This is a genomic window from Streptococcus sp. HMSC072D05 (genome assembly GCF_001815805.1).
GTDB lineage: Bacteria > Bacillota > Bacilli > Lactobacillales > Streptococcaceae > Streptococcus.
In genome coordinates this window covers 702,963-722,673 of sequence record NZ_KV822038.1, presented here as the reverse complement: position 1 = coordinate 722,673, position 19,711 = coordinate 702,963, and the positions used below count along the sequence as shown (strand labels likewise).

Annotated in this window: 17 protein-coding genes; 16 read left to right on the top strand and 1 reads right to left on the bottom strand. The window is 41.1% G+C overall.

All coding sequences use genetic code 11. The features are described 5' to 3' along the window. Positions 1 to 719: 719 nt before the first annotated feature. The 9 genes from cas6 to alaS all read left to right on the top strand — a co-directional run bounded on the left by cas6 (position 720) and on the right by alaS (position 11,446). Complete coding sequence (cas6, locus tag HMPREF3057_RS09345) at positions 720 to 1,451, top strand: CRISPR-associated endoribonuclease Cas6 (RefSeq protein WP_070697357.1); 732 nt, start codon at positions 720 to 722, stop codon at positions 1,449 to 1,451. Beyond that, entirely contained in the window at positions 1,432 to 3,720 is a 2,289-nt protein-coding gene (gene cas10, locus HMPREF3057_RS09340; RefSeq protein ID WP_070697355.1) for a type III-A CRISPR-associated protein Cas10/Csm1, read from the top strand. Before cas6 ends, cas10 begins: the two co-directional genes overlap by 20 nt. Continuing rightward, positions 3,721 to 4,101 (top strand): type III-A CRISPR-associated protein Csm2, encoded by a 381-nt coding sequence (gene csm2, locus HMPREF3057_RS09335; protein WP_000996503.1) that lies wholly within the window; start codon positions 3,721 to 3,723, stop codon positions 4,099 to 4,101. Then, a complete protein-coding gene (gene csm3 / locus HMPREF3057_RS09330; RefSeq protein ID WP_000852937.1) occupies positions 4,101 to 4,763 on the top strand; it encodes a type III-A CRISPR-associated RAMP protein Csm3 in 663 nt (220 codons plus the stop codon). Before csm2 ends, csm3 begins: the two co-directional genes overlap by 1 nt. Position 4,764: 1 nt before the next feature. Continuing rightward, entirely contained in the window at positions 4,765 to 5,670 is a 906-nt protein-coding gene (csm4, locus tag HMPREF3057_RS09325) for a type III-A CRISPR-associated RAMP protein Csm4 (protein WP_000221421.1), read from the top strand. Next, positions 5,667 to 6,761 (top strand): type III-A CRISPR-associated RAMP protein Csm5, encoded by a 1,095-nt coding sequence (gene csm5, locus HMPREF3057_RS09320; RefSeq protein WP_000846388.1) that lies wholly within the window; start codon positions 5,667 to 5,669, stop codon positions 6,759 to 6,761. Before csm4 ends, csm5 begins: the two co-directional genes overlap by 4 nt. After that, positions 6,733 to 8,022, top strand: coding sequence for a type III-A CRISPR-associated CARF protein Csm6 (csm6, locus tag HMPREF3057_RS09315; protein WP_000153850.1), 1,290 nt, complete (start codon positions 6,733 to 6,735; stop codon positions 8,020 to 8,022). The genes csm5 and csm6 overlap by 29 nt, the downstream gene beginning before the upstream one ends. Positions 8,023 to 8,320: 298 nt before the next feature. Next, the gene (locus HMPREF3057_RS09310) at positions 8,321 to 8,806 is read left to right on the top strand and encodes an LURP-one-related/scramblase family protein (RefSeq protein ID WP_000847088.1); all 486 of its coding nucleotides are present in this window, start codon (positions 8,321 to 8,323) and stop codon (positions 8,804 to 8,806) included. Between the two features lie 21 nt (positions 8,807 to 8,827). After that, complete coding sequence (gene alaS / locus HMPREF3057_RS09305; protein WP_000811713.1) at positions 8,828 to 11,446, top strand: alanine--tRNA ligase; 2,619 nt, start codon at positions 8,828 to 8,830, stop codon at positions 11,444 to 11,446. 86 nt (positions 11,447 to 11,532) lie between these two features. Here alaS and HMPREF3057_RS09300 read toward each other — a convergent pair whose 3' ends face one another. Further along, positions 11,533 to 12,981 carry an alpha-amylase gene (locus HMPREF3057_RS09300; protein WP_070697353.1) on the bottom strand — a complete coding sequence of 483 codons (1,449 nt, stop codon included), beginning with the start codon at positions 12,979 to 12,981 and terminating at the stop codon, positions 11,533 to 11,535. 272 nt (positions 12,982 to 13,253) lie between these two features. Between HMPREF3057_RS09300 and HMPREF3057_RS09295 the strand changes: the two genes are divergently transcribed. From HMPREF3057_RS09295 to HMPREF3057_RS09265, 7 genes are read left to right on the top strand one after another with little or no spacing between them, the layout of a single operon-like run. Next, the gene (locus HMPREF3057_RS09295) at positions 13,254 to 14,420 is read left to right on the top strand and encodes a class I SAM-dependent rRNA methyltransferase (protein WP_070697351.1); all 1,167 of its coding nucleotides are present in this window, start codon (positions 13,254 to 13,256) and stop codon (positions 14,418 to 14,420) included. Continuing rightward, positions 14,417 to 15,094, top strand: a complete 678-nt coding sequence (gene aroD / locus HMPREF3057_RS09290) for a type I 3-dehydroquinate dehydratase (protein ID WP_070697349.1) — start codon at positions 14,417 to 14,419, stop codon at positions 15,092 to 15,094. The genes HMPREF3057_RS09295 and aroD overlap by 4 nt, the downstream gene beginning before the upstream one ends. Further along, positions 15,084 to 15,938 carry a shikimate dehydrogenase gene (locus tag HMPREF3057_RS09285; protein WP_070697346.1) on the top strand — a complete coding sequence of 285 codons (855 nt, stop codon included), beginning with the start codon at positions 15,084 to 15,086 and terminating at the stop codon, positions 15,936 to 15,938. The genes aroD and HMPREF3057_RS09285 overlap by 11 nt, the downstream gene beginning before the upstream one ends. An 18-nt stretch (positions 15,939 to 15,956) precedes the next feature. Further along, a complete protein-coding gene (gene aroB, locus HMPREF3057_RS09280) occupies positions 15,957 to 17,024 on the top strand; it encodes a 3-dehydroquinate synthase (RefSeq protein ID WP_070697344.1) in 1,068 nt (355 codons plus the stop codon). Positions 17,025 to 17,033: 9 nt separating this feature from the next. Next, on the top strand, positions 17,034 to 18,200 hold the full coding sequence (gene aroC / locus HMPREF3057_RS09275; RefSeq protein WP_070697342.1) for a chorismate synthase: 1,167 nt from the start codon (positions 17,034 to 17,036) through the stop codon (positions 18,198 to 18,200). 9 nt (positions 18,201 to 18,209) lie between these two features. Then, entirely contained in the window at positions 18,210 to 19,313 is a 1,104-nt protein-coding gene (locus HMPREF3057_RS09270) for a prephenate dehydrogenase (RefSeq protein WP_070697341.1), read from the top strand. Between the two features lie 10 nt (positions 19,314 to 19,323). Further along, complete coding sequence (locus HMPREF3057_RS09265; RefSeq protein ID WP_042902125.1) at positions 19,324 to 19,662, top strand: YlbF/YmcA family competence regulator; 339 nt, start codon at positions 19,324 to 19,326, stop codon at positions 19,660 to 19,662. Positions 19,663 to 19,711 lie beyond the last annotated feature (49 nt).

The window sequence follows — 19,711 nt, the reverse complement described above, 5'->3', positions numbered from 1 at the left end:
CCCTATCTACCTCGCGAGGGGCCGGAAACTCCATAACTCGGTAAGAATAGTTTAGGGAAAAGAAAAGTATAGCCCTCTATATACCTTGAAAGGGGCCGGAAACATCGGCTGAAAAATAGTGACATTTCCTTTTAATTTACGGTAAGTATAGATACCTATCAACCTCGAAAGGGGCCGGAAACAATTTACCTGTAAATCGAGTAGACAACATAGAAATCACCACATAGTATAGCTACCTACCTACCTCGCGAGGGGCCGGAAACCTAGCTATGTTCTTATCGTTCTTAATCTGAAACTCGTTAGTATAGACAACTATCAACCTCGCGAGGGGTCGGAAACGGTTTTGGTGATTCCGGTGTGTAGTTCGTAACAGTGTGTATAGCTCCCTATCTACCTCAAGAGAGGCCGGAAACTTTAGAATTTCTAAATATTCTTGTGAGGTCATAGCCCTGTATAGATACCTATCTACCTCGCGAGGGGCCGGAAACAAGTTACCTGCCACGATTGCTGTATTGTTAAATTGTGTATAGATACCTATCTACCTCGAGAGGGGCCGGAAACTATACCATACCTGTCTTTACGGTTGGAAGCTACCGTAGAGTATAGCTACCTATCTACCTCGAGAGGGGACAGTTTCATAAGGGCAAAGGGTTCCAAAAGTAAAAGAAAAAAGCGCTCATGAGAAAGCAAAAGCGCAATTGTATCAATAAAGGAGGCATATGAAACGCATCGAACTATCATTTAAGCGGATTGACCAATCACCGAGCGATCTGTCGACAAAATTCCAAGGTTTTCTCATGGAAAACCTAGCACCAGACTATGTGACTTGGCTACATGAGCAGGAGACCAACCCCTACTCACTAAAAATCATCCATCAAAAGGACAAGACCCTGTGGTCCCTTCATCTCCTGACGGATGAGGCTGTCAAGCAGATTTTGCCTGTTCTATTGGAGCTCAAGAAAGTAGAACTTCATGACTTGCCGACTCTCATGGTGGAGTCTTTGTCCATGCAAGATCTCAGTTCGGAGCAACTCTTTGAGTTCTTTAATGAAAACCAAGATCGGTCACTCTTTACCATTCATTTTCAAACTCCGACAGGATTTCGCTCTCAGGGAGAGTACTTACTCTTTCCGACCATGCGTCTCATCTTTCAGAGTTTGATGATGAAGTATGCACGTCTGGTCGAGAATCGTCAGGACATCGAAGAGGAAACTCTGGACTACCTGGTCAAGCATAGTAGGATTACCAGCTATCGATTGGAATCCAGCTATTTTAAAGTCCATGGCAAAAAAATCCCTGGTTTCAGGGGGAGATTGACCTTTAAGATTACAGGTCCAAATACCTTGAAAGCATACGCCAATATGCTTCTAAAATTTGGGGAATACTCAGGCCTAGGTATGAAAACTAGCTTAGGGATGGGAGGTTTAGAACTTGAAGAAAGAAAAGATTGATTTAGTTTATGGGTCGCTTTTGCACGCTATCGGTAAGGTGATTCAAGGTTCCAGGTATGATGAGAAAGATCTGGGTACCGTTGGGTCCGAATGGTTTAGACGCTTTTCGGATAATGAAAAGATAGCTCAGCAGATAGCCAAGGCGACTTCTAGTGATTTGCCGACGGACTTAGCTCCTGATAGTTTGGTCTATATCACGTCAGCTGCCGCAAAGATTGCTTCAGGCCTAAAAGGAGCAACAGATACTCATGGAGGTAAAGAAGATTTCCTAAGTAAACAATCGGATATCTTCAATGTATTTTCAGATAGCCCTAGTCAGCGTTATCTTGATGCGCGACCTTTAGAGCTTGACGGAGAACCAAACTATGCTAAGGAATCGAGTGAGCCGTCTGACCAGTCAGATTATGACTTGATAGTAGAGACCTTAGAAAAAGAGTTTGAGAGATTTGACTTTAGCCAATCTGAGATAGATGCCCTTTTGAATCTCCTTGAGTCTACTCTTTCCTATGTACCTGTTTCGACAAGAACCAAGGGATTATCAGATATTTCTCTAGCAACCTACAGTCGTCTGACAGCTGGCTTTTCCCTAGCTATAGAGGACTATTTAGCAGACAAGAATTGCCGTGACTATGAGAAGGTACTGGGACAGGATTTAGAAGCTTTTTATGGCGAGAAGGCCTTTTTATTAGCAAGTTTTGACTTATCAGGGATTCAGGATTTTATCTACAATATCGCAACAGCTGGTGCAGCTAAGCAACTAAAAGCACGTTCCTTGTATCTAGATTTTATGGGGGAACATATCGCTGACAGCTTACTGGAGAAGTTAGAGCTTACAAGGGCTAATCTTCTCTACGTTGGTGGCGGGCACGCCTACTTTATCCTTCCAAACACCGAAAAAACTAGAGAGAGCTTGGCTAGCTTTGAAGCAGAATTCAATCAGTTTTTGGTCAAGCATTTCCAGACAGGTTTGTACGTAGCATTTGGTTGGAGTCCATTTTCAGCCAATGATATGACAACGACACTGGCTGACTATCGAAAAGTCTATCAAACAACTAGTCGGATGATTTCCCAAAAGAAAATTTCTCGTTATGATACAAAAACTCTCCTTGAACTCAACCAAGGAGGAAAAAGTTCCCAGAGAGAATGTGCTATTTGCCACTCAGTCGAAAAGCTTACCAAGTCTAATGGTCAAGAAGTCTGCCATATCTGTGCAGGAATGTATCGCTTTGCCAAGGAAATACAAGAAAGCTACTATATTGTCACAAAAGAAAAAGACCTGCCGATAGGTCCGGGAGCCTATATTAGAGGTATTTCCAAAGCCGACCTCGCTAATGAAGAGTGGGACCGTGTTTATGTCAAGAATAGCTATAGGACAGATATCCTAAAAGCAACCCATGTCTTTGTCGGAGATTACAAGTATGATGAGATTTACGAGTATGCTAAACTATCTCAGGAGTCTGGTCAAGGTATCAAGCGTCTGGCAGTCGTTCGACTAGATGTGGATGACCTAGGAGCAGCCTTTATGGCTGGGTTCTCCTATCAAGATGGTGGCAAATATAATACTCTAGCACGCTCGGCAACCTTCTCTAGAAGTATGAGTCTCTTCTTTAAAGTCTATATCAACCAGTTTGCCAAAGAGAAAAAATTATCAATCATTTATGCCGGTGGAGATGATGTATTTGCTATCGGATCCTGGCAGGATATTATTGAGTTTACTATTTGTCTCCGACAAAACTTTATCAAGTGGACAAATGGCAAATTAACCCTATCAGCAGGAATCGGCCTCTTTCCAGATAAAACTCCAGTTAGCCTCATGGCTGAAGAAACTGGTAAGCTAGAAGGAGCAGCAAAGGATAACGACAAGGATAGTATTTCCCTTTTTAAAGCAGGTAATACCTTGAAGTTGGACCAATCTTTTGGCAATGTTGATTCTGAAAGAAATTATACCTTGAAGTTCGACCAATTTATTGACAATGTCTATAATGGGAAACTGAAGAGCATTCGTTACTACTTTAATATTCAAGATGAGCGCGGAAAGAGTTTTGTATACAGACTGATTGAGCTCCTTCGTAACTACGATCGTATGAATATTGCTCGATTAGCCTATTATTTGACGCGCTTAGAGGATCAAACTTCTAAGGATAAAAAAGAAGAGTTTAAAGAGTTTAAGGATTTATTCTTTTCTTGGTATACAGGTAGCGATAATGAACGTAAGGAAGCAGAGATAGCTTTACTTCTATATATTTATGAGATTAGAAAGGATTCATAGATGGCAATTTTAACAGATGATAATTACGTAGATAAGGCAGAAAAGGTTATTAAATCTTTAAATCATACTAAAGATCATAGAAATAATAAAATTAAATTTTTTTTAACAACTACAAAAATTCGAAATCTACTAAATTTAACTAGTAATCTTTTTGATGAAAGTAAGGTCAGATCGTATAAGGAATTGGCTGATAAAATTGCTTATTTAAGAGTGCAGTTTGTTTATCAATCGGGCCGAGAAACTGCGGTTAAAGACTTGGTGAAAAAGGCTGAGATTCTAGACATTCTAAAAGAAATAAACAATAAGGAAAGTCTCCAACGTTTTTGCCGCTATATGGAAGCACTAGTAGCTTATTTCAGATTTTATGGAGGAAAAGATTAATGGCATTTGCAAAAATTCAAGTAACAGGACAAATTCGTCTAGAGACAGGACTTCATATTGGGACAAGCAATGCTTTTGCGGCGATTGGTGCTACGGACTCACCTGTGATTAAAGATCCAATTACAAACTTACCCATTATTCCAGGATCTAGTATCAAAGGGAAAATGCGTACCCTTTTGGCAAGAGTATATAATACTAAATTAGCAGAAAAACCAGGAGAAGATGGGGAAATTATTAGTCGTCTCTTTGGGAATAGTTCAGACAAAAACTATAAAGTAGGAAGACTCATCTTTAGAGATGCCTTTCTAACTAACAAAAAAGATTTAGATTCACGAGCTGTCAAAGGTTATACTGAAGTTAAGTTTGAAAATACTATTGACCGTATCACTGCTGAAGCAAATCCAAGACAGATTGAACGTGCTATCCGAGACAGTATCTTTGGATTTGAGTTGATCTATGAGGTGACAGACAAGAGTCAAGCTCAAGTAGAAGAAGACTTCAAAGTAATTCTTGATGGATTAAAGCTGTTGGAACTTGATTATTTAGGGGGTTCAGGTTCTCGTGGTTATGGTAAAGTTGTCTTTGAGAATCTTAAAGCAAATACAGTTTTCGGAAACTATGATGTTAGTAGATTGAATGAACTTTTAACTACGGAGGTCTAGTATGACCTACAAGATGTATATTATGAACTTCCATACTGCTCACTTTGGAGCAGGTACTCTGGATAGTTCTAAAATGACTTTTGCAGCTGACCGATTGTTTTCAGCCTTAGCTATAGAAGCAAAAAAAATGGGCAAAATGGAGGAATTTGTATCATTAGCAGGTCTAGATGGATTCGTTTTGTCAGATGCATTTCCTTATCAGTCAGGCCCATTTTTACCTAAGCCGATAGGATTTCCAACGTTTGACCAGCCAGACTTAACAACGGATGTTAAAGAAGTAAGACGTCAAGCGAAAATGGCGAAGAAACTTCAATTTATCCCTTTAGATAAATTTGATTCTTATGTAAATGGAACGCTTTTTAAAGACGCAGAACATGCAGTAACAAACATCGTCACTAAAAACCAACCTCATTTAGATGGGGCTCTTTATCAAGTTTCTACAGTTAGATATAGAGATGACTCTTCTCTTTACGTGATTGCTAACGAGTCTGAGCTCTTGAATGAACTCATGGCAAGCTTGCAGTATACAGGAATTGGTGGGAAACGCTCCAGTGGTTATGGACAATTTGATTTGACTATTTTAGATTTACCAGATAGCTTCAAAAATCGTCTCACCAAGGTCCATCAAGGACCTGTCATGACCTTGACGACTTCTCTACCAGTCGAAAAGGAACTTGAATATGCTATGGAAACTGGTTCCTATTTACTAAGTAAATCAAGTGGTTTTGCTTTTAGTACAGAAACTAATGAAAATTACCGTAAGCAGGATTTATATAAGTTTGCTTCTGGATCTACTTTCTCTGAAACCTTTACAGGACAGATTGTAGATGTAAGACCTCTTGATTTCCCACATGAAGTATTAAGCTATGCTAAACCATTATTTTTCAAGATGGAGGGAGAAAGATGAAAACAGAGTATAGAACCTTTCAATTTACCCTCCTAGCCATGGCTCCTATCCATACTGGCAGTGGTGATAAGTACACATCTCGTGAATTTATCTATGAAGATGGGTACTTTTATTTCCCTGATATGGGTAAGTTTTATAATCGAATGGTGGAGAAAGGTTATGATCAGAAGTTTGAGCGCTTTTTACAAGAGAGAAAGGCAAGTGCCAGTAATAATCGTTTGATTTCCTTTTTAGAGGATAACCGTATTTCTGACCGTGATTTTGGTGGTTATAGGATTAAAGAGACTGGTTTTGAAACCGAAAAGAACAACATTGATTCCAAGTTAGGTACTATTAATGAAGTATCAAAGTTTATGCGAGACTCTTATGGTAATCCTTATATACCTGGTAGTTCGTTAAAGGGAGCCATTCGAACTATTTTGATGAATACCAATCCTGACTGGAATAATGAAAATGTTGTAAAAGATAAAAAGGAAAACAAATCTTTGATTCCTTGGGGAGCAAAAAAGGGTCAGAATTATGATGACTTGTTTAATACTATTCGTGTTAGTGATAGCAAACCATTTAGAAATGACAGTCTTATTTTAGTTCAAAAATGGGATCATAAAGCCACCACCCCTCTTGTCAAGCCTCTTCCTTTATATAGGGAAGCTTTAACTCCTGGCAAAATAATTAATTTTAAAATTACCACAACTACAAAGGAGGCGGGGGAATTAATTGAGAAACTTGGTGAGAAAGCATTTGAATTTTATAATGACTATAAGATTTTTTTCCTCAAAGATTTTCCTGAAAATAAAATTCAGCCAAATATTCAATATCCTATATACTTGGGTGCTGGTAGTGGAGCTTGGACAAAAACAATTTTTAAACAAGCAAAAGATATTTTACAAGAACGTTATGAGAATAGCAGAACCACTAGGATGGTTGAAAAGGGAGTCTTGAAATTAACAAAAGCGCCAATGAAAAGTGTTAAAACAACACAAGCAACTCGTAAACTGATAATGAATAATGAATCCTTCTATGAAATGGGCAAGGCGAACTTTATGATTAAGGAGATTACAAATGACAATTTTAATTTCAGCAGTAGGTAATACGGATCCTATCAGTAAGAACAGAGACTCAGCCTTAATGCACATAGCTCGAAAATATAAACCAGAAAGAATCGTCTTACTCTACAGTGAGGAAATGTTAGTTAAAAAAACTCTTATTGAGAGAGCCCTTCTTTCATTTAAAGACTACAAACCTGATGTGAAAATTCATGAGCAAATATTAAGGAATGATGAGGTTTATTTGTATGATAAAATGTATGAGATCATAGGAAAAATTATAAAAGAGTATTCTAAATTAGGGGAGGAATTAATTCTAAATCTATCTTCTGGTACTCCTCAGATAAAATCAGCTCTATTCGCTATAAACCGAATTGATGACTATAATACGCAGGCAATTCAAGTTACCACTCCTAGTAATTCATCTAACAATCCCCAAAAAATACTCTCCAAGGAAGAGGAAGATAATCTGTTTAAAAATAATGAAGATAATCAGGATAATTATGAAAACAGATGTATCATGGATATAGCGGAGAAGTTCAATCATTCTTTAGTTAAACGTCATTTAAGAAGTTTGATAGAGTCATATGATTATTTAGCTGTTGAAAAGATTGTTATCCGGAGAGATTCGAAGGGGCTGCTTTCAAATAAGCAGTTAGCTCGTTTAAGAATCATTCTAACCGACTTAGTAAATGTTTTTAAAAAACAAGAAGTTCTTTCAGAAATTCAGAAATATCCACTTTCAGAGGTTGAGAAAAAAGCCCTTAATTATTTTTTGATGATTGAGATTTTAAACAAACGAGGTCAAGTAGCAGATGTTTTGATTAAGTCAAAATCATTAGTCGAATTTATATTAGAAGATAGAATAAAAAGGAATCATCCGAATCTAATAATATATAAAAATAAGTTACCTAAGCTAAACAAAGAACATCAAGATTTTGAAAAAGTTATCGGTTATTTAGATAGTGATTATAAAAAATCACAGAACGAAAATGAGGGCAAAAAAGAAGACTTTTCTCCTACAACAACTCTAAATCTAATTATATACACTAAAATTTTAGAGTATTACAAATATAGTCCTGAATTAATTAAGTCACTTAGAGTTATCATTTCTTTAAACAATGAGAGAAATAAGGTGGCACATGGCTTGTCAGAGATTGATAGTAAACTAGTCAATTCAAAAAAATTGCAACAGACTATAGATACTTTGCGCTTTATTTTACAAGATACATTTGAGATTGATGATAACTATTTCTCTTGTTACCAAACACTCAATAATGAAATGCTTGACTTACTTCGTCAATAATATACTTTATCAATAAATCTTTTTTTGCTGATGATACATATAATGAGATTGCATGTGCCTGCTTTCCCAGTTGACGCAGAACCCAAAAAACGATATAATAAGAAAGTTGAGAATTGATTTTCTGTCATCTTAGTCCAGAGAAATGGCGGTGCTGCGAGCCATCTAAGTTAGAAAGTCATGCTACTCAATCAGACAATTTCATAAGAATAAGAGAATGACAAGTTCATTGAATGAAGGTGGTACCGCGGTTTTTCGCCCTTCGTGATATGGACTTGTCTTTTGATTTTTGGAGGTGTTTATGAAGACATTTCTCGTGAAACAAAAGTTTCGTCTTGGGGGCGAACGCTTCGATATCAAAGATGATAGGGGAGTAGTGAACTATCAGGTGGAAGGCTCTTTCTTCCAAATTCCTAAGACCTTTACCATCTATGACGCCTATGGTGAGCAAGTCAGTGAAATTAGTAAAGAATTTTTCACTTTGCTTCCTCGATTTACTATTCAGCTACGAAATGGTTCCAATTTCGTTATTCGTAAGAAGTTGACCTTCTGGCGAGATAAGTATGAGTTTGATAATCTCGGGCTTCGTATCGAGGGTAATATCTGGGATTTAAATTTCAAATTGCTAGATGATCGTGACCAAGTGATTGCTGAGATTCGGAAAGAGATTTTTCATTTAACCTCGACTTACACCGTAACCGTCTATGAAGACTCGTATGCAGACCTAGTCGTTTCCCTTTGTGTCGCGATTGACTATGTGGAGATGCTGGAAAGCCAATCAAATTAAACAAGTAAATAAGGAGATATTATGAAACAACTATCTAGTGCTCAAGTTCGCCAAATGTGGCTTGATTTCTGGGCAAGTAAAGGCCACTCTGTCGAACCATCAGTCAGCTTGGTTCCTGTAAATGACCCAACTCTTTTGTGGATTAACTCTGGGGTAGCAACCCTTAAGAAATACTTTGACGGAACCATTATCCCTGAAAATCCACGTATTACCAATGCGCAAAAAGCTATCCGTACTAACGATATTGAAAACGTAGGGAAGACTGCGCGCCACCATACTATGTTTGAAATGTTGGGGAACTTCTCTATTGGTGATTATTTCCGTGATGAAGCCATCACTTGGGCTTATGAGCTCTTGACAAGCCCAGAATGGTTTGATTTCCCAGCTGAAAAACTTTATATGACCTACTATCCAGACGATAAGGATTCTTATAACCGCTGGATTGAAGTAGGAGTGGACCCAAGCCACTTGATCCCAATCGAAGACAACTTCTGGGAAATCGGTGCTGGACCTTCTGGACCTGATACAGAAATCTTCTTTGACCGTGGAGAAGCATTTGACCCAGAAAATATTGGTCTTCGTCTGCTTGCAGAAGATATCGAAAACGACCGTTACATCGAAATCTGGAATATCGTTTTGTCACAATTTAACGCTGATCCTGCTGTTCCTCGTAGCGAATACAAAGAATTGCCACACAAGAACATTGATACGGGCGCTGGTTTGGAGCGTTTGGTGGCTGTTATCCAAGGGGCTAAGACAAACTTTGAAACGGACCTCTTCATGCCGATTATCCGTGAAGTTGAGAAATTGTCAGGTAAGGTCTACGACCAAGATGGCGATAACATGAGCTTCAAGGTCATCGCTGACCACATCCGTTCCCTTTCATTTGCCATCGGTGATGGTGCTCTTCCAGGAAATGAAGGCCGTGGTTATGTCCTTCGTCGTCTCCTCCGTCGTGCTTCTATGCACGGTCAAAAATTGGGTATCAACGAGCCTTTCCTTTACAAACTCGTTCCAACTGTTGGAAAAATCATGGAAAGCTACTACCCAGAAGTGCTTGAAAAACGTGACTTTATCGAGAAAATTGTCAAGAGCGAGGAAGAGTCATTTGCTCGTACCCTTCACTCAGGTCAACACTTTGCAGAAACTATTGTAGCTGATTTGAAAGCGAAAGGTCAAAACGTTATCGCTGGGCAAGATGTCTTCAAACTTTACGATACATATGGATTCCCAGTTGAATTGACAGAAGAAATCGCTGAAGAAGCAGGGATGACTGTAGACCGTGAAGGTTTTGAAGCAGCCATGAAAGAACAGCAAGAACGTGCGCGTGCGTCAGCTGTCAAAGGCGGCTCAATGGGAATGCAAAATGAAACCCTTCAAAACATTACAGTGGAAAGCCGATTTAACTACAAAAAAGAAAAACTAGCTAGTAGACTTGTTGCTATCGTAGCGGACAATGCAGAAGTAAACGTTGTTTCAGAAGGAACTGCCTCTCTTATCTTTGCGGAAACACCATTCTACGCTGAAATGGGTGGACAAGTAGCTGACCACGGTCAAATCTTGGATGCTAAAGGAAATGTCGTAGCGACTGTAACGGACGTGCAAAAAGCACCAAACGGACAAGCTCTTCATACTGTCGAAGTTCTTGCACCACTTGCTTTGAATCAAGAATATACCTTGGCAATCGATACTAATCGCCGTCACCGTGTCATGAAAAACCACACAGCGACTCACTTGCTCCATGCGGCTCTTCACAATATCCTTGGCCACCATGCGACACAAGCAGGATCTCTGAACGAAGTAGAATTTCTTCGCTTTGACTTTACTCACTTCCAAGCTGTGACTCCTGAAGAGTTGCGCGCCATTGAACAGCAAGTTAATGAGAAAATTTGGGAAGCAATTGCTGTAGAAACTGTTGAGACAGATATTGACACGGCTAAAGAAATGGGAGCTATGGCCCTCTTTGGTGAGAAATACGGTAAGGAAGTTCGTGTTGTGACCATCGGTGACTACTCAGTGGAACTCTGTGGTGGTACCCACGTTGGCAATACTTCTGAAATCGGTCTCTTCAAGATTGTCAAAGAAGAAGGGATTGGTTCAGGAACTCGTCGTATCTTGGCAGTGACTGGTAAAGAAGCCTTTGAAGCCTACCGTGAACAAGAAGACGCTCTTAAAGCTGTTGCATCAACTCTTAAAGCACCTCAACTCAAGGAAGTACCTCACAAGGTTGAAGGCCTTCAAGAGCAACTCCGTCAATTGCAAAAAGAAAATGCAGAATTGAAGGAAAAAGCAGCAGCTGCAGCGGCAGGTGATGTCTTTAAGGATGTGAAGGAAGTCAACGGACACCGTTACATTGCAAGCCAAGTTTCTGTATCAGATGCAAGTGCCCTTCGTACCTTTGCGGATAACTGGAAACAAAAAGACTACTCTGATGTGCTTGTCCTAGTTGCCGCTATTGGTTACAAGGTCAATGTCCTCGTAGCAAGCAAGACTAAAGATGTACACGCAGGAAACTTGGTTAAAGAATTGGCTCCAATCGTCGATGGACGTGGTGGTGGTAAACCAGACATGGCTATGGCAGGAGGAAGCAACCAAGCGAAAATTCAAGAACTCTTGGATGCAGTAGCAGGTAAATTGTAAGACAATAAAGATCTATCCATTTGGGTAGGTCTTTTTGCCTACTTAAAAAGCCAAATCCGCTTGGATTTGACTTGTAACTGATAGGTTTATTTTGTTGCCCAAACACTGACTGAACCCGCTGCTACTGGAAATTCTCCATAACCTTCAGCGTTGATTGTAACTTGTGCTGGATGATTTTCAAGGAGGTCAACAAAGGTTTGGTCAGCCCATTCTTGCCCGACAAACATAGATTTGCTGTTTTCTTGGTCATTTGAGATGAGGACAGCGATTGGAGATTGATGTTCAGCACCTGAACGAACCCAACCGATACAGTTGGCATCGTCAAAGTAGTCTGTTTGCTCCCCATATGCCCTGTCTTTTCGGATGGCTAGGAGACGGTCAAGAACTTCTCTGAAATCTTGTTGAGCAAATTGCCCTGAAATGCCGTAATAGTCTCCATAAAAGACACATGGAAGACCTTGGTCACGAAGAAGGATGAGCGCATAGGCTGCTGGTTTAAACCATTCTTGGACGGTTGATTCAAGTGCCTGTCCTCTTTGAGTATCATGGTTGTCCACGAAAGTGACAGCCTTATCAGGTTTAATTTCCACTAAACTATCGTTAAAAATACTACGAAGGTCATAGCTTGATCCAGCTTGACTGGCTTCAAAGAGATTTTGGTGGAGACGAACATCGACAAGGTCAAAGCGTTCTTCTATTTTCTCGAGATAGTCCAGATTAGCTTCTTTGTCTGGATTCCAAAATTCCCCAAAAACATAGAAATCTTCACCGTACTTTTCCTTCATATCACGGATGAAATTGCCCATAAAGAAGGAATCAATGTGCTTAACGGCATCCAAACGGAAACCAGCTACACCAGTCGTTTCCATAAACCAGTCAGCCCAATCATAGAGGTTTTGGATGACTTCAGGATGCTTAAAGTCTAGGTCAGCGTACATGAGGTAGTCGTAGTTGCCGTTTTCGTTATCGACCAATTCCTCGTTTGCCCAACCTTTATTGTCTCCTTGGATCAGGTAAATACCAGACTTACGTCTCTTGGCATCGTAGTCTGTACCTGTAAAGTGGTACCAGTGCCATTCAAAGTCATTATAGGTTTTCTGACGTCCATCAAAAGTGAAGTGGGTCCATCCGTTGATAGTAAAGGGTTCGCTTAGTTGAACTGTACGGTCCTCGGGATCTACTTCGATAACTTGAAAGGCTTCTAATTTATCTGCTGCAGCCTTGTGATTGAGAACGATGTCAGCCATTGGTTGGATTCCGTGTGCCTTTAGGGCTTGAATGGCTTGAAGATAGTCTTCTTTAAACCCATACTTGGTACGTACAGTCCCTTTTTGGTGAAATTCACCTAGGTCAAAAAGATCGTAAACACCATAGCCTACATCTTTTTCGTTTGTTGCCTTGAAGGCAGGTGGCATCCAGACATGGCTGATACCAAGGTTTGCTAGGTGCTCTGCGTCATTTGTCAGTCGAGCCCAGTGCTGGCCGTCATGAGGCAGATACCATTCAAAGTATTGCATAAGTGTCTGATTTTGCATTGTTTTTCCTCTTGCTTATCCATGTTGTGTTTTATTCTACCATAAAGTTTAGAACTAGCCAAACGTTTGCGCAAGATTCTATACTCATTTCTGAATTTGTCTATTTTTAGCGCGTGAAAACTCTCCTTCCACTACAAGGGAGAGGATATCTTGGCGAAAAAGTAAATGACATAAACTTATTTGAACAAAAATGACACTCAGTAAACTAAAGTACAACTGGTTAAACGGTTTCTTTTTTGAGAATTGTCACAAAATTTGCTATAATAGTAGCTATGAATAGAATTAGAGTCAGCAGACGTGTTGAAAAAAAGCTAGCTAAGGGTCTAGTTCTTTTGGAAGCAAGTGATTTAACAGATATTGATCTGACGGATCAGGCAGTAGAAGTTCTTAGTCAAGACGGGAAGTTTTTAGGGAGCGCCTATCTTTCTCAGCAGAACAAGGGAATCGGTTGGTTCATCAGCAAGGAAAAGGTTCGTTTCAATCAAGCCTTTTTTGAAATTCTGCTTCGTAAGGCCAAGGAAGTTAGAAAGCCTTATTATCAAGATGACTTGACCACTGCCTTTCGCCTTTTTAACCAAGAGGGGGATGGTTTTGGTGGTCTGACTGTTGATCTCTATGGAGATTATGCTGTCTTTTCTTGGTACAACTCCTTTGTTTACCAGATTCGTGAGCTGATCGTAAAGGCTTTTAAGGAAGTTTTTCCTGAGATCTTGGGGGCTTATGAAAAGATTCGTTTTAAAGGTCTAGACTACGAGTCTGCCTCTGTTTATGGTGAGGACGCGCCAGATTACTTTACTGTTCTTGAGAATGGCGTTCTCTATCAAGTCTTTATGAATGATGGCTTGATGACAGGGATTTTCCTGGACCAGCATGAGGTTCGTGGGAGTTTGGTAGACGGTTTAGCTATGGGTAAATCCTTACTCAATATGTTTTCCTATACAGCTGCCTTTTCAGTTGCTGCAGCTATGGGAGGTGCGAGTGAGACGACTTCTGTCGACTTGGCCAAACGGTCTAGAGAGCTGTCAGAAGCTCATTTTCAGGCAAATGGACTCAGCATGGACAATCATCGTTTTATCGTCATGGATGTCTTTGAGTACTTCAAGTATGCCAAGCGAAAAGGCTTGACCTATGATGTGATTGTTCTTGATCCACCAAGCTTTGCCCGCAATAAAAAACAAACATTCTCTGTAGCTAAGGACTATCACAAGTTGATTTCCCAGAGTCTAGAGATTTTAAATCCGGGAGGCATTATCATTGCCAGTACCAATGCTGCCAATGTTTCCCGCCAGAAATTTACAGAACAAATTGATAAAGGTTTTGCAGGAAGAAGAAGGTATCAGATCTTGAACCAATACGGACTTCCAGCAGACTTTGCCTATAATAAAAAAGATGAAAGCAGTAATTACCTCAAGGTGATTAGTATGAAGGTTAGTAGATGAAATTAATCGTTTCAGTGATGCCAAGAAGTTTAGAAGAAGCGCAAGAACTGGATGCCACTAGGTATGAAGATGCCGATATCATTGAGTGGCGTGCGGACTTTCTTACAAAGGACGCTATTTTACAGGTAGCACCCGCTATCTTTGAGAAATTTGCAGGACGCGAACTTGTCTTTACCCTTCGGACTCGCGCTGAGGGAGGAGAAATCGAACTTTCCTCAGAGGAGTATGTTCAAATCATCAAGGAAGTTACTCAGCTCTATCAGCCGGATTATGTAGATTTTGAGTATTTCAGCTACAAAGACGTTTTTGAGGAAATGTTGGATTTTCCAAATCTTGTTTTGAGCTATCATAATTTCCAGGAGACACCTGAAAACATGATGGAAATTTTGTCTGAGTTGACCAGCCTTTCTCCCAAAGTAGTCAAGGTATCAGTTATGGCCCATACGGAGCAGGATGTTTTAGACCTGATGAACTACACTCGAGGATTTAAAACACTCAACCCTGAGCAAGAGTACGTGACCATTTCCATGGGGAAAATGGGCAAGGTATCACGCATTACTTCAGATGTGACGGGTTCAAGTTGGTCATTTGCTAGTCTGGATGAAGCGAGTGCCCCAGGTCAGATTTCTCTAACAAACATGAAGAAAATCAGGGAGATTTTGGATGAAGCTTGATGGCTACACACGTATGGCAGCTGTTGTTGCAAATCCCATCAAACACTCTATTTCACCCTTTATCCACAATAGGGCCTTTGAGGCGACAGCTACCAATGGTGCCTATGTAGCTTGGGAGATTGAAGCGGGTGATTTGGCAGAAACAGTCGCCAATATTCGCCGTTACCAGATGTTTGGTATCAACCTGTCTATGCCTTACAAGGAGCAAGTGATTCCTTATCTGGATGAGTTGAGTGATGAAGCTCGTTTGATTGGGGCAGTCAACACAGTTGTTAATCAAGACGGAACGTTAATTGGATATAATACAGATGGCAAGGGATTTTTTAAGAGCTTGCCTTCTTTTACAATCTCGGATAAGAAAATGACCATTCTGGGAGCAGGGGGCGCGGCCAAATCCATTTTGGCGCAAGCTATTTTGGATGGCGTCAGTCAGATTTCGGTTTTTGTTCGTTCAGTTTCCATGGAAAAAACAAGACCTTACCTAGACAAGTTGCAGGACCAAACAGGTTTTAAAGTGGACTTGTATGCTTTAGAAGATATTTCTGAGCTGCAAGCAAGGATTGCTGAGGCGGACTTATTAGTCAATGCGACCAGTGTAGGGATGGATGGCAAATCATCCCCAGTTTCTGAAAGCATAGTCTTACCAGAAACTCTCTTGGTGGCAGATATTATTTACCAACCCTTTGAGACGCCATTTTTGAAATGGGCTAGAAGCCAGGGCAATCCAGCTGTCAATGGTCTGGGAATGTTGCTTTATCAAGCTGCTGAAGCTTTTCAACTGTGGACAGGTAAAGAAATGCCGACAGAAGAAATTTGGCAGTCCTTAACAGAAAAATATAAATAGTGAAAAGGAGACCCTACTATGAAAATCAGAATCGATATTCCGCATCATCCTTATGATATTCAGATTGAAAAAGGTTGTCTGGCTCAGGCTGGTCAATGGTTGCGAGAACTCTGGCAACCACAAAAAGTGGTTATTGTAACCGACAACCATGTAGCTTCTCTCTATGCAGAGAAGGTTAAACTCAGCTTAGAAGATGCTGGTTTTCAGGTAGCTGTTTTTGATTTCTTAGAAGGCGAAGAACGAAAGAATTTAACAACTGTTCAGAAAGTCTATGAATTTTTAGTCAAGCAGGGTTTGACTCGTAGCGATGGGATCGTGGCTCTTGGTGGTGGTGTCGTTGGGGACCTAGCTGGTTTTGTGGCCTCTACCTATATGCGGGGCATTCACTTTGTTCAGATTCCGACTAGTTTGACAGCCCAGGTGGATTCTTCTATCGGTGGAAAGACGGGTGTTAATACTCCTTTTGCTAAGAATATGGTGGGTACCTTTGCCCAACCAGATGGGGTTCTGATTGACCCGCTTGTCCTTGGAACTCTTGGGAAAAGAGAGCTGATTGAAGGGATGGGTGAGGTTATCAAGTATGGCTTGATTGAGGATCCAGAACTTTGGGCTCTCTTGACGGAGCTGGATGGTTCTGTAGAGAGCATTTTGGAACATGCAGAGACTTTGATTGAACATTCTTGTCAGGTTAAGCGCAAGATGGTAGTTGAGGATGAGTTGGATAATGGTGTTCGCCTTTACCTCAATTTTGGGCACACTATTGGTCATGCCATTGAAGCAACGGCTGGTTATGGCAAGGTCATGCATGGTGAGGCAGTGGCTATGGGCATGGTGCAGATTTCCAAGATTGCTGAGGGAAAAGCCCTCATGCCAGAAGGAATAACCCAGTCTATCACAGAGATGTGCCAGAAATTTGGCTTGCCTGTTGACTATGAGAACTGGGATGTTGATAAGCTTTATCAGGCTTTGACTCATGACAAGAAAGCGCGTGGGAACACCTTGAAATTGGTTTTGGTACCAGAGCTTGGTTCAGCGACCATTCACCCAGTTTCTCTGGAAGAGATGAAAGACTACTTGGTAAAATAAGGAGAACGTATGAGATATTTAACTGCAGGAGAATCACACGGCCCTCGTCTGACGGCTATTATTGAAGGAATTCCAGCGGGACTTCCTTTGACAGCTGAGGATATTAATGGAGACCTTAAACGCCGTCAGGGTGGCTACGGTCGTGGTGGCCGTATGAAGATTGAGAGTGACCAGGTTGTCTTTACTTCGGGCGTTCGCCACGGGAAAACAACAGGGGCTCCGATTACCATGGATGTCATCAATAAGGACCATCAGAAATGGCTGGATATCATGTCTGCTGAGGACATTGAAGACCGCCTGAAAAGCAAGCGGAAAATCACCCATCCTCGCCCAGGTCATGCCGATTTGGTAGGGGGCATCAAATACCGTTTTGATGATTTGCGAAATTCTTTGGAGCGTTCATCAGCTCGTGAAACCACCATGCGAGTTGCTGTTGGGGCAGTAGCCAAACGTCTCTTAGCTGAGCTAGATATGGAGATTGCTAACCATGTCGTGGTCTTTGGTGGTAAGGAAATCGATGTACCTGAAAATCTAACAGTCGCTGAGATTAAGGAACGAGCTGCCCAGTCAGAAGTTTCTATTGTCAACCAAGAGCGGGAACAGGAAATCAAGGACTATATTGACCAAATCAAACGTGACGGTGATACCATCGGTGGGGTTGTGGAGACAGTCGTCGGAGGCGTTCCAGTTGGTCTTGGCTCTTATGTCCAATGGGACAGAAAATTAGATGCGCGATTGGCCCAAGCAGTTGTTTCTATCAATGCCTTTAAAGGGGTGGAATTTGGTCTTGGATTTGAAGCTGGTTACCGCAAAGGCAGCCAAGTTATGGATGAAATTCTCTGGTCTAAAGAAGACGGCTATACTCGCCGTACCAATAATCTAGGTGGTTTCGAAGGTGGCATGACCAATGGGCAACCCATTGTTGTTCGTGGCGTCATGAAACCTATTCCTACTCTCTACAAACCACTTATGAGTGTGGATATCGAAACCCACGAACCTTACAAGGCAACTGTTGAAAGAAGTGATCCGACCGCTCTTCCAGCAGCAGGTGTGGTCATGGAAGCTGTTGTGGCAACGGTTCTGGCGCAAGAAATCCTTGAAAAATTCTCATCAGATAATCTTGAAGAATTAAAAGAGGCAGTTGCCAAGCACCGAGACTATACAAAGAACTATTAAGGAGTCCTTATGGCAAAAACCATCTATATCGTAGGTCTCGGTTTGATTGGTGCTTCGATGGCGCTCGGTATCAAGCGTGATCATCCTGATTATGAAATTCTAGGTTATAATCGCAGTCAGGCTTCGAGAGACATTGCCTTGGAGCGGGGGATGATAGACCGTGCGACGGATGATTTTGCTAGTTTCGCTCCTCTAGCAGATGTTATCATTCTGACCTTGCCAATCAAACAGACCATTGCTTTTATTAAGGAGCTGGCAAACTTAGACTTGAAGGAAGGCGTCATTATCTCAGATGCAGGCTCAACCAAGTCAGCCATTGTGGAAGCAGCGGAGCAGTATTTGGTTGGCAAGCCTGTCCGCTTTGTCGGGGCCCATCCCATGGCTGGTAGCCACAAGACAGGAGCTGCCTCTGCCGATGTTAATCTCTTTGAAAATGCCTACTATATCTTTACTCCATCTAGTTTGACTAGTTCAGACACGCCTGAGGAAATGAAGGACCTACTTTCAGGTCTCCATGCTCGTTTTATCGAGATTGATGCCAAGGAGCACGATCGAGTAACTTCACAGATTAGCCATTTTCCCCATATCTTGGCATCAGGTCTCATGGAGCAGACAGCAGTTTATGCTCAAGAACATGAGATGGCAAGACGCTTTGCGGCGGGTGGTTTTCGAGATATGACTCGGATTGCGGAAAGCGAGCCAGGTATGTGGACCTCTATTCTCTTGTCCAATCGCGAGACCATCCTAGAGCGGATTGAGGATTTCAAGGAGCGCCTAGATGAGATTGGTCAGGCTATTAGCAGGGGGGAAGAAGAGCATATTTGGAACTTTTTCAACCAAGCGCGTGAGCAACGTCAGGCCATGGAAATCCATAAGCGTGGTGGTGTGGATAGCTCTTACGACCTCTATGTTGACGTTCCCGATGAAGAAGATGTTATCTTGCGGATTTTGGAATTGCTACGTGGTACTTCCTTGGTCAATATCCACATTAATGAAGAAAACCGTGAGGATGTTCACGGGATTCTCCAAATTTCCTTTAAAAATGCTCAGGATCTGGAACGAGCTGAGCGCTTAATTTCAGAAAATACGGACTACACAGTCGTCATCAAATAAGGAGAAAATCATGTCAAATATTTACGATAGTGCAAATGAACTCAGTCGCGGTCTTCGCGAATTACCAGAATACAAGGCGGTCAAGGCGGCAAAAGATGCCATTCAAGCAGATGAACAAGCCAGCAAGATTTTTGCAGATTACCTTGCCTTCCAGCAAGAAATCCAAGTCATGGCGCAAACGGGACAAATGCCAGACGCCTCTTTCCAAGAAAGGATGCAGTCTTTCAGTAAGCAAATCCAAGAGAACGCTCTTTTGTCAGATTTCTTTACCAAACAGCAACAATTGTCCATTTACCTTTCAGACATTGAAAAAATTGTCTTTGAGCCTGTTTCAGAATTATTGAAATAGTATTTTATCTGTATAAAAGCCAGAAATTTCAGGAATTTCTGGCTTTTTT

What these genes read in the sequence shown, in the direction of transcription:
- cas6 (WP_070697357.1), top strand. Translation starts at nt 720, where the DNA reads ATGAAACGCATCGAACTATCATTTAAGCGGATTGACCAATCACCGAGC.
- csm2 (WP_000996503.1), top strand. Translation starts at nt 3,721, where the DNA reads ATGGCAATTTTAACAGATGATAATTACGTAGATAAGGCAGAAAAGGTT.
- csm3 (WP_000852937.1), top strand. Translation starts at nt 4,101, where the DNA reads ATGGCATTTGCAAAAATTCAAGTAACAGGACAAATTCGTCTAGAGACA.
- csm4 (WP_000221421.1), top strand. Translation starts at nt 4,765, where the DNA reads ATGACCTACAAGATGTATATTATGAACTTCCATACTGCTCACTTTGGA.
- csm5 (WP_000846388.1), top strand. Translation starts at nt 5,667, where the DNA reads ATGAAAACAGAGTATAGAACCTTTCAATTTACCCTCCTAGCCATGGCT.
- csm6 (WP_000153850.1), top strand. Translation starts at nt 6,733, where the DNA reads ATGACAATTTTAATTTCAGCAGTAGGTAATACGGATCCTATCAGTAAG.
- HMPREF3057_RS09310 (WP_000847088.1), top strand. Translation starts at nt 8,321, where the DNA reads ATGAAGACATTTCTCGTGAAACAAAAGTTTCGTCTTGGGGGCGAACGC.
- alaS (WP_000811713.1), top strand. Translation starts at nt 8,828, where the DNA reads ATGAAACAACTATCTAGTGCTCAAGTTCGCCAAATGTGGCTTGATTTC.
- HMPREF3057_RS09300 (WP_070697353.1), bottom strand. Translation starts at nt 12,981, where the DNA reads ATGCAAAATCAGACACTTATGCAATACTTTGAATGGTATCTGCCTCAT.
- HMPREF3057_RS09295 (WP_070697351.1), top strand. Translation starts at nt 13,254, where the DNA reads ATGAATAGAATTAGAGTCAGCAGACGTGTTGAAAAAAAGCTAGCTAAG.
- aroD (WP_070697349.1), top strand. Translation starts at nt 14,417, where the DNA reads ATGAAATTAATCGTTTCAGTGATGCCAAGAAGTTTAGAAGAAGCGCAA.
- HMPREF3057_RS09285 (WP_070697346.1), top strand. Translation starts at nt 15,084, where the DNA reads ATGAAGCTTGATGGCTACACACGTATGGCAGCTGTTGTTGCAAATCCC.
- aroB (WP_070697344.1), top strand. Translation starts at nt 15,957, where the DNA reads ATGAAAATCAGAATCGATATTCCGCATCATCCTTATGATATTCAGATT.
- aroC (WP_070697342.1), top strand. Translation starts at nt 17,034, where the DNA reads ATGAGATATTTAACTGCAGGAGAATCACACGGCCCTCGTCTGACGGCT.
- HMPREF3057_RS09270 (WP_070697341.1), top strand. Translation starts at nt 18,210, where the DNA reads ATGGCAAAAACCATCTATATCGTAGGTCTCGGTTTGATTGGTGCTTCG.
- HMPREF3057_RS09265 (WP_042902125.1), top strand. Translation starts at nt 19,324, where the DNA reads ATGTCAAATATTTACGATAGTGCAAATGAACTCAGTCGCGGTCTTCGC.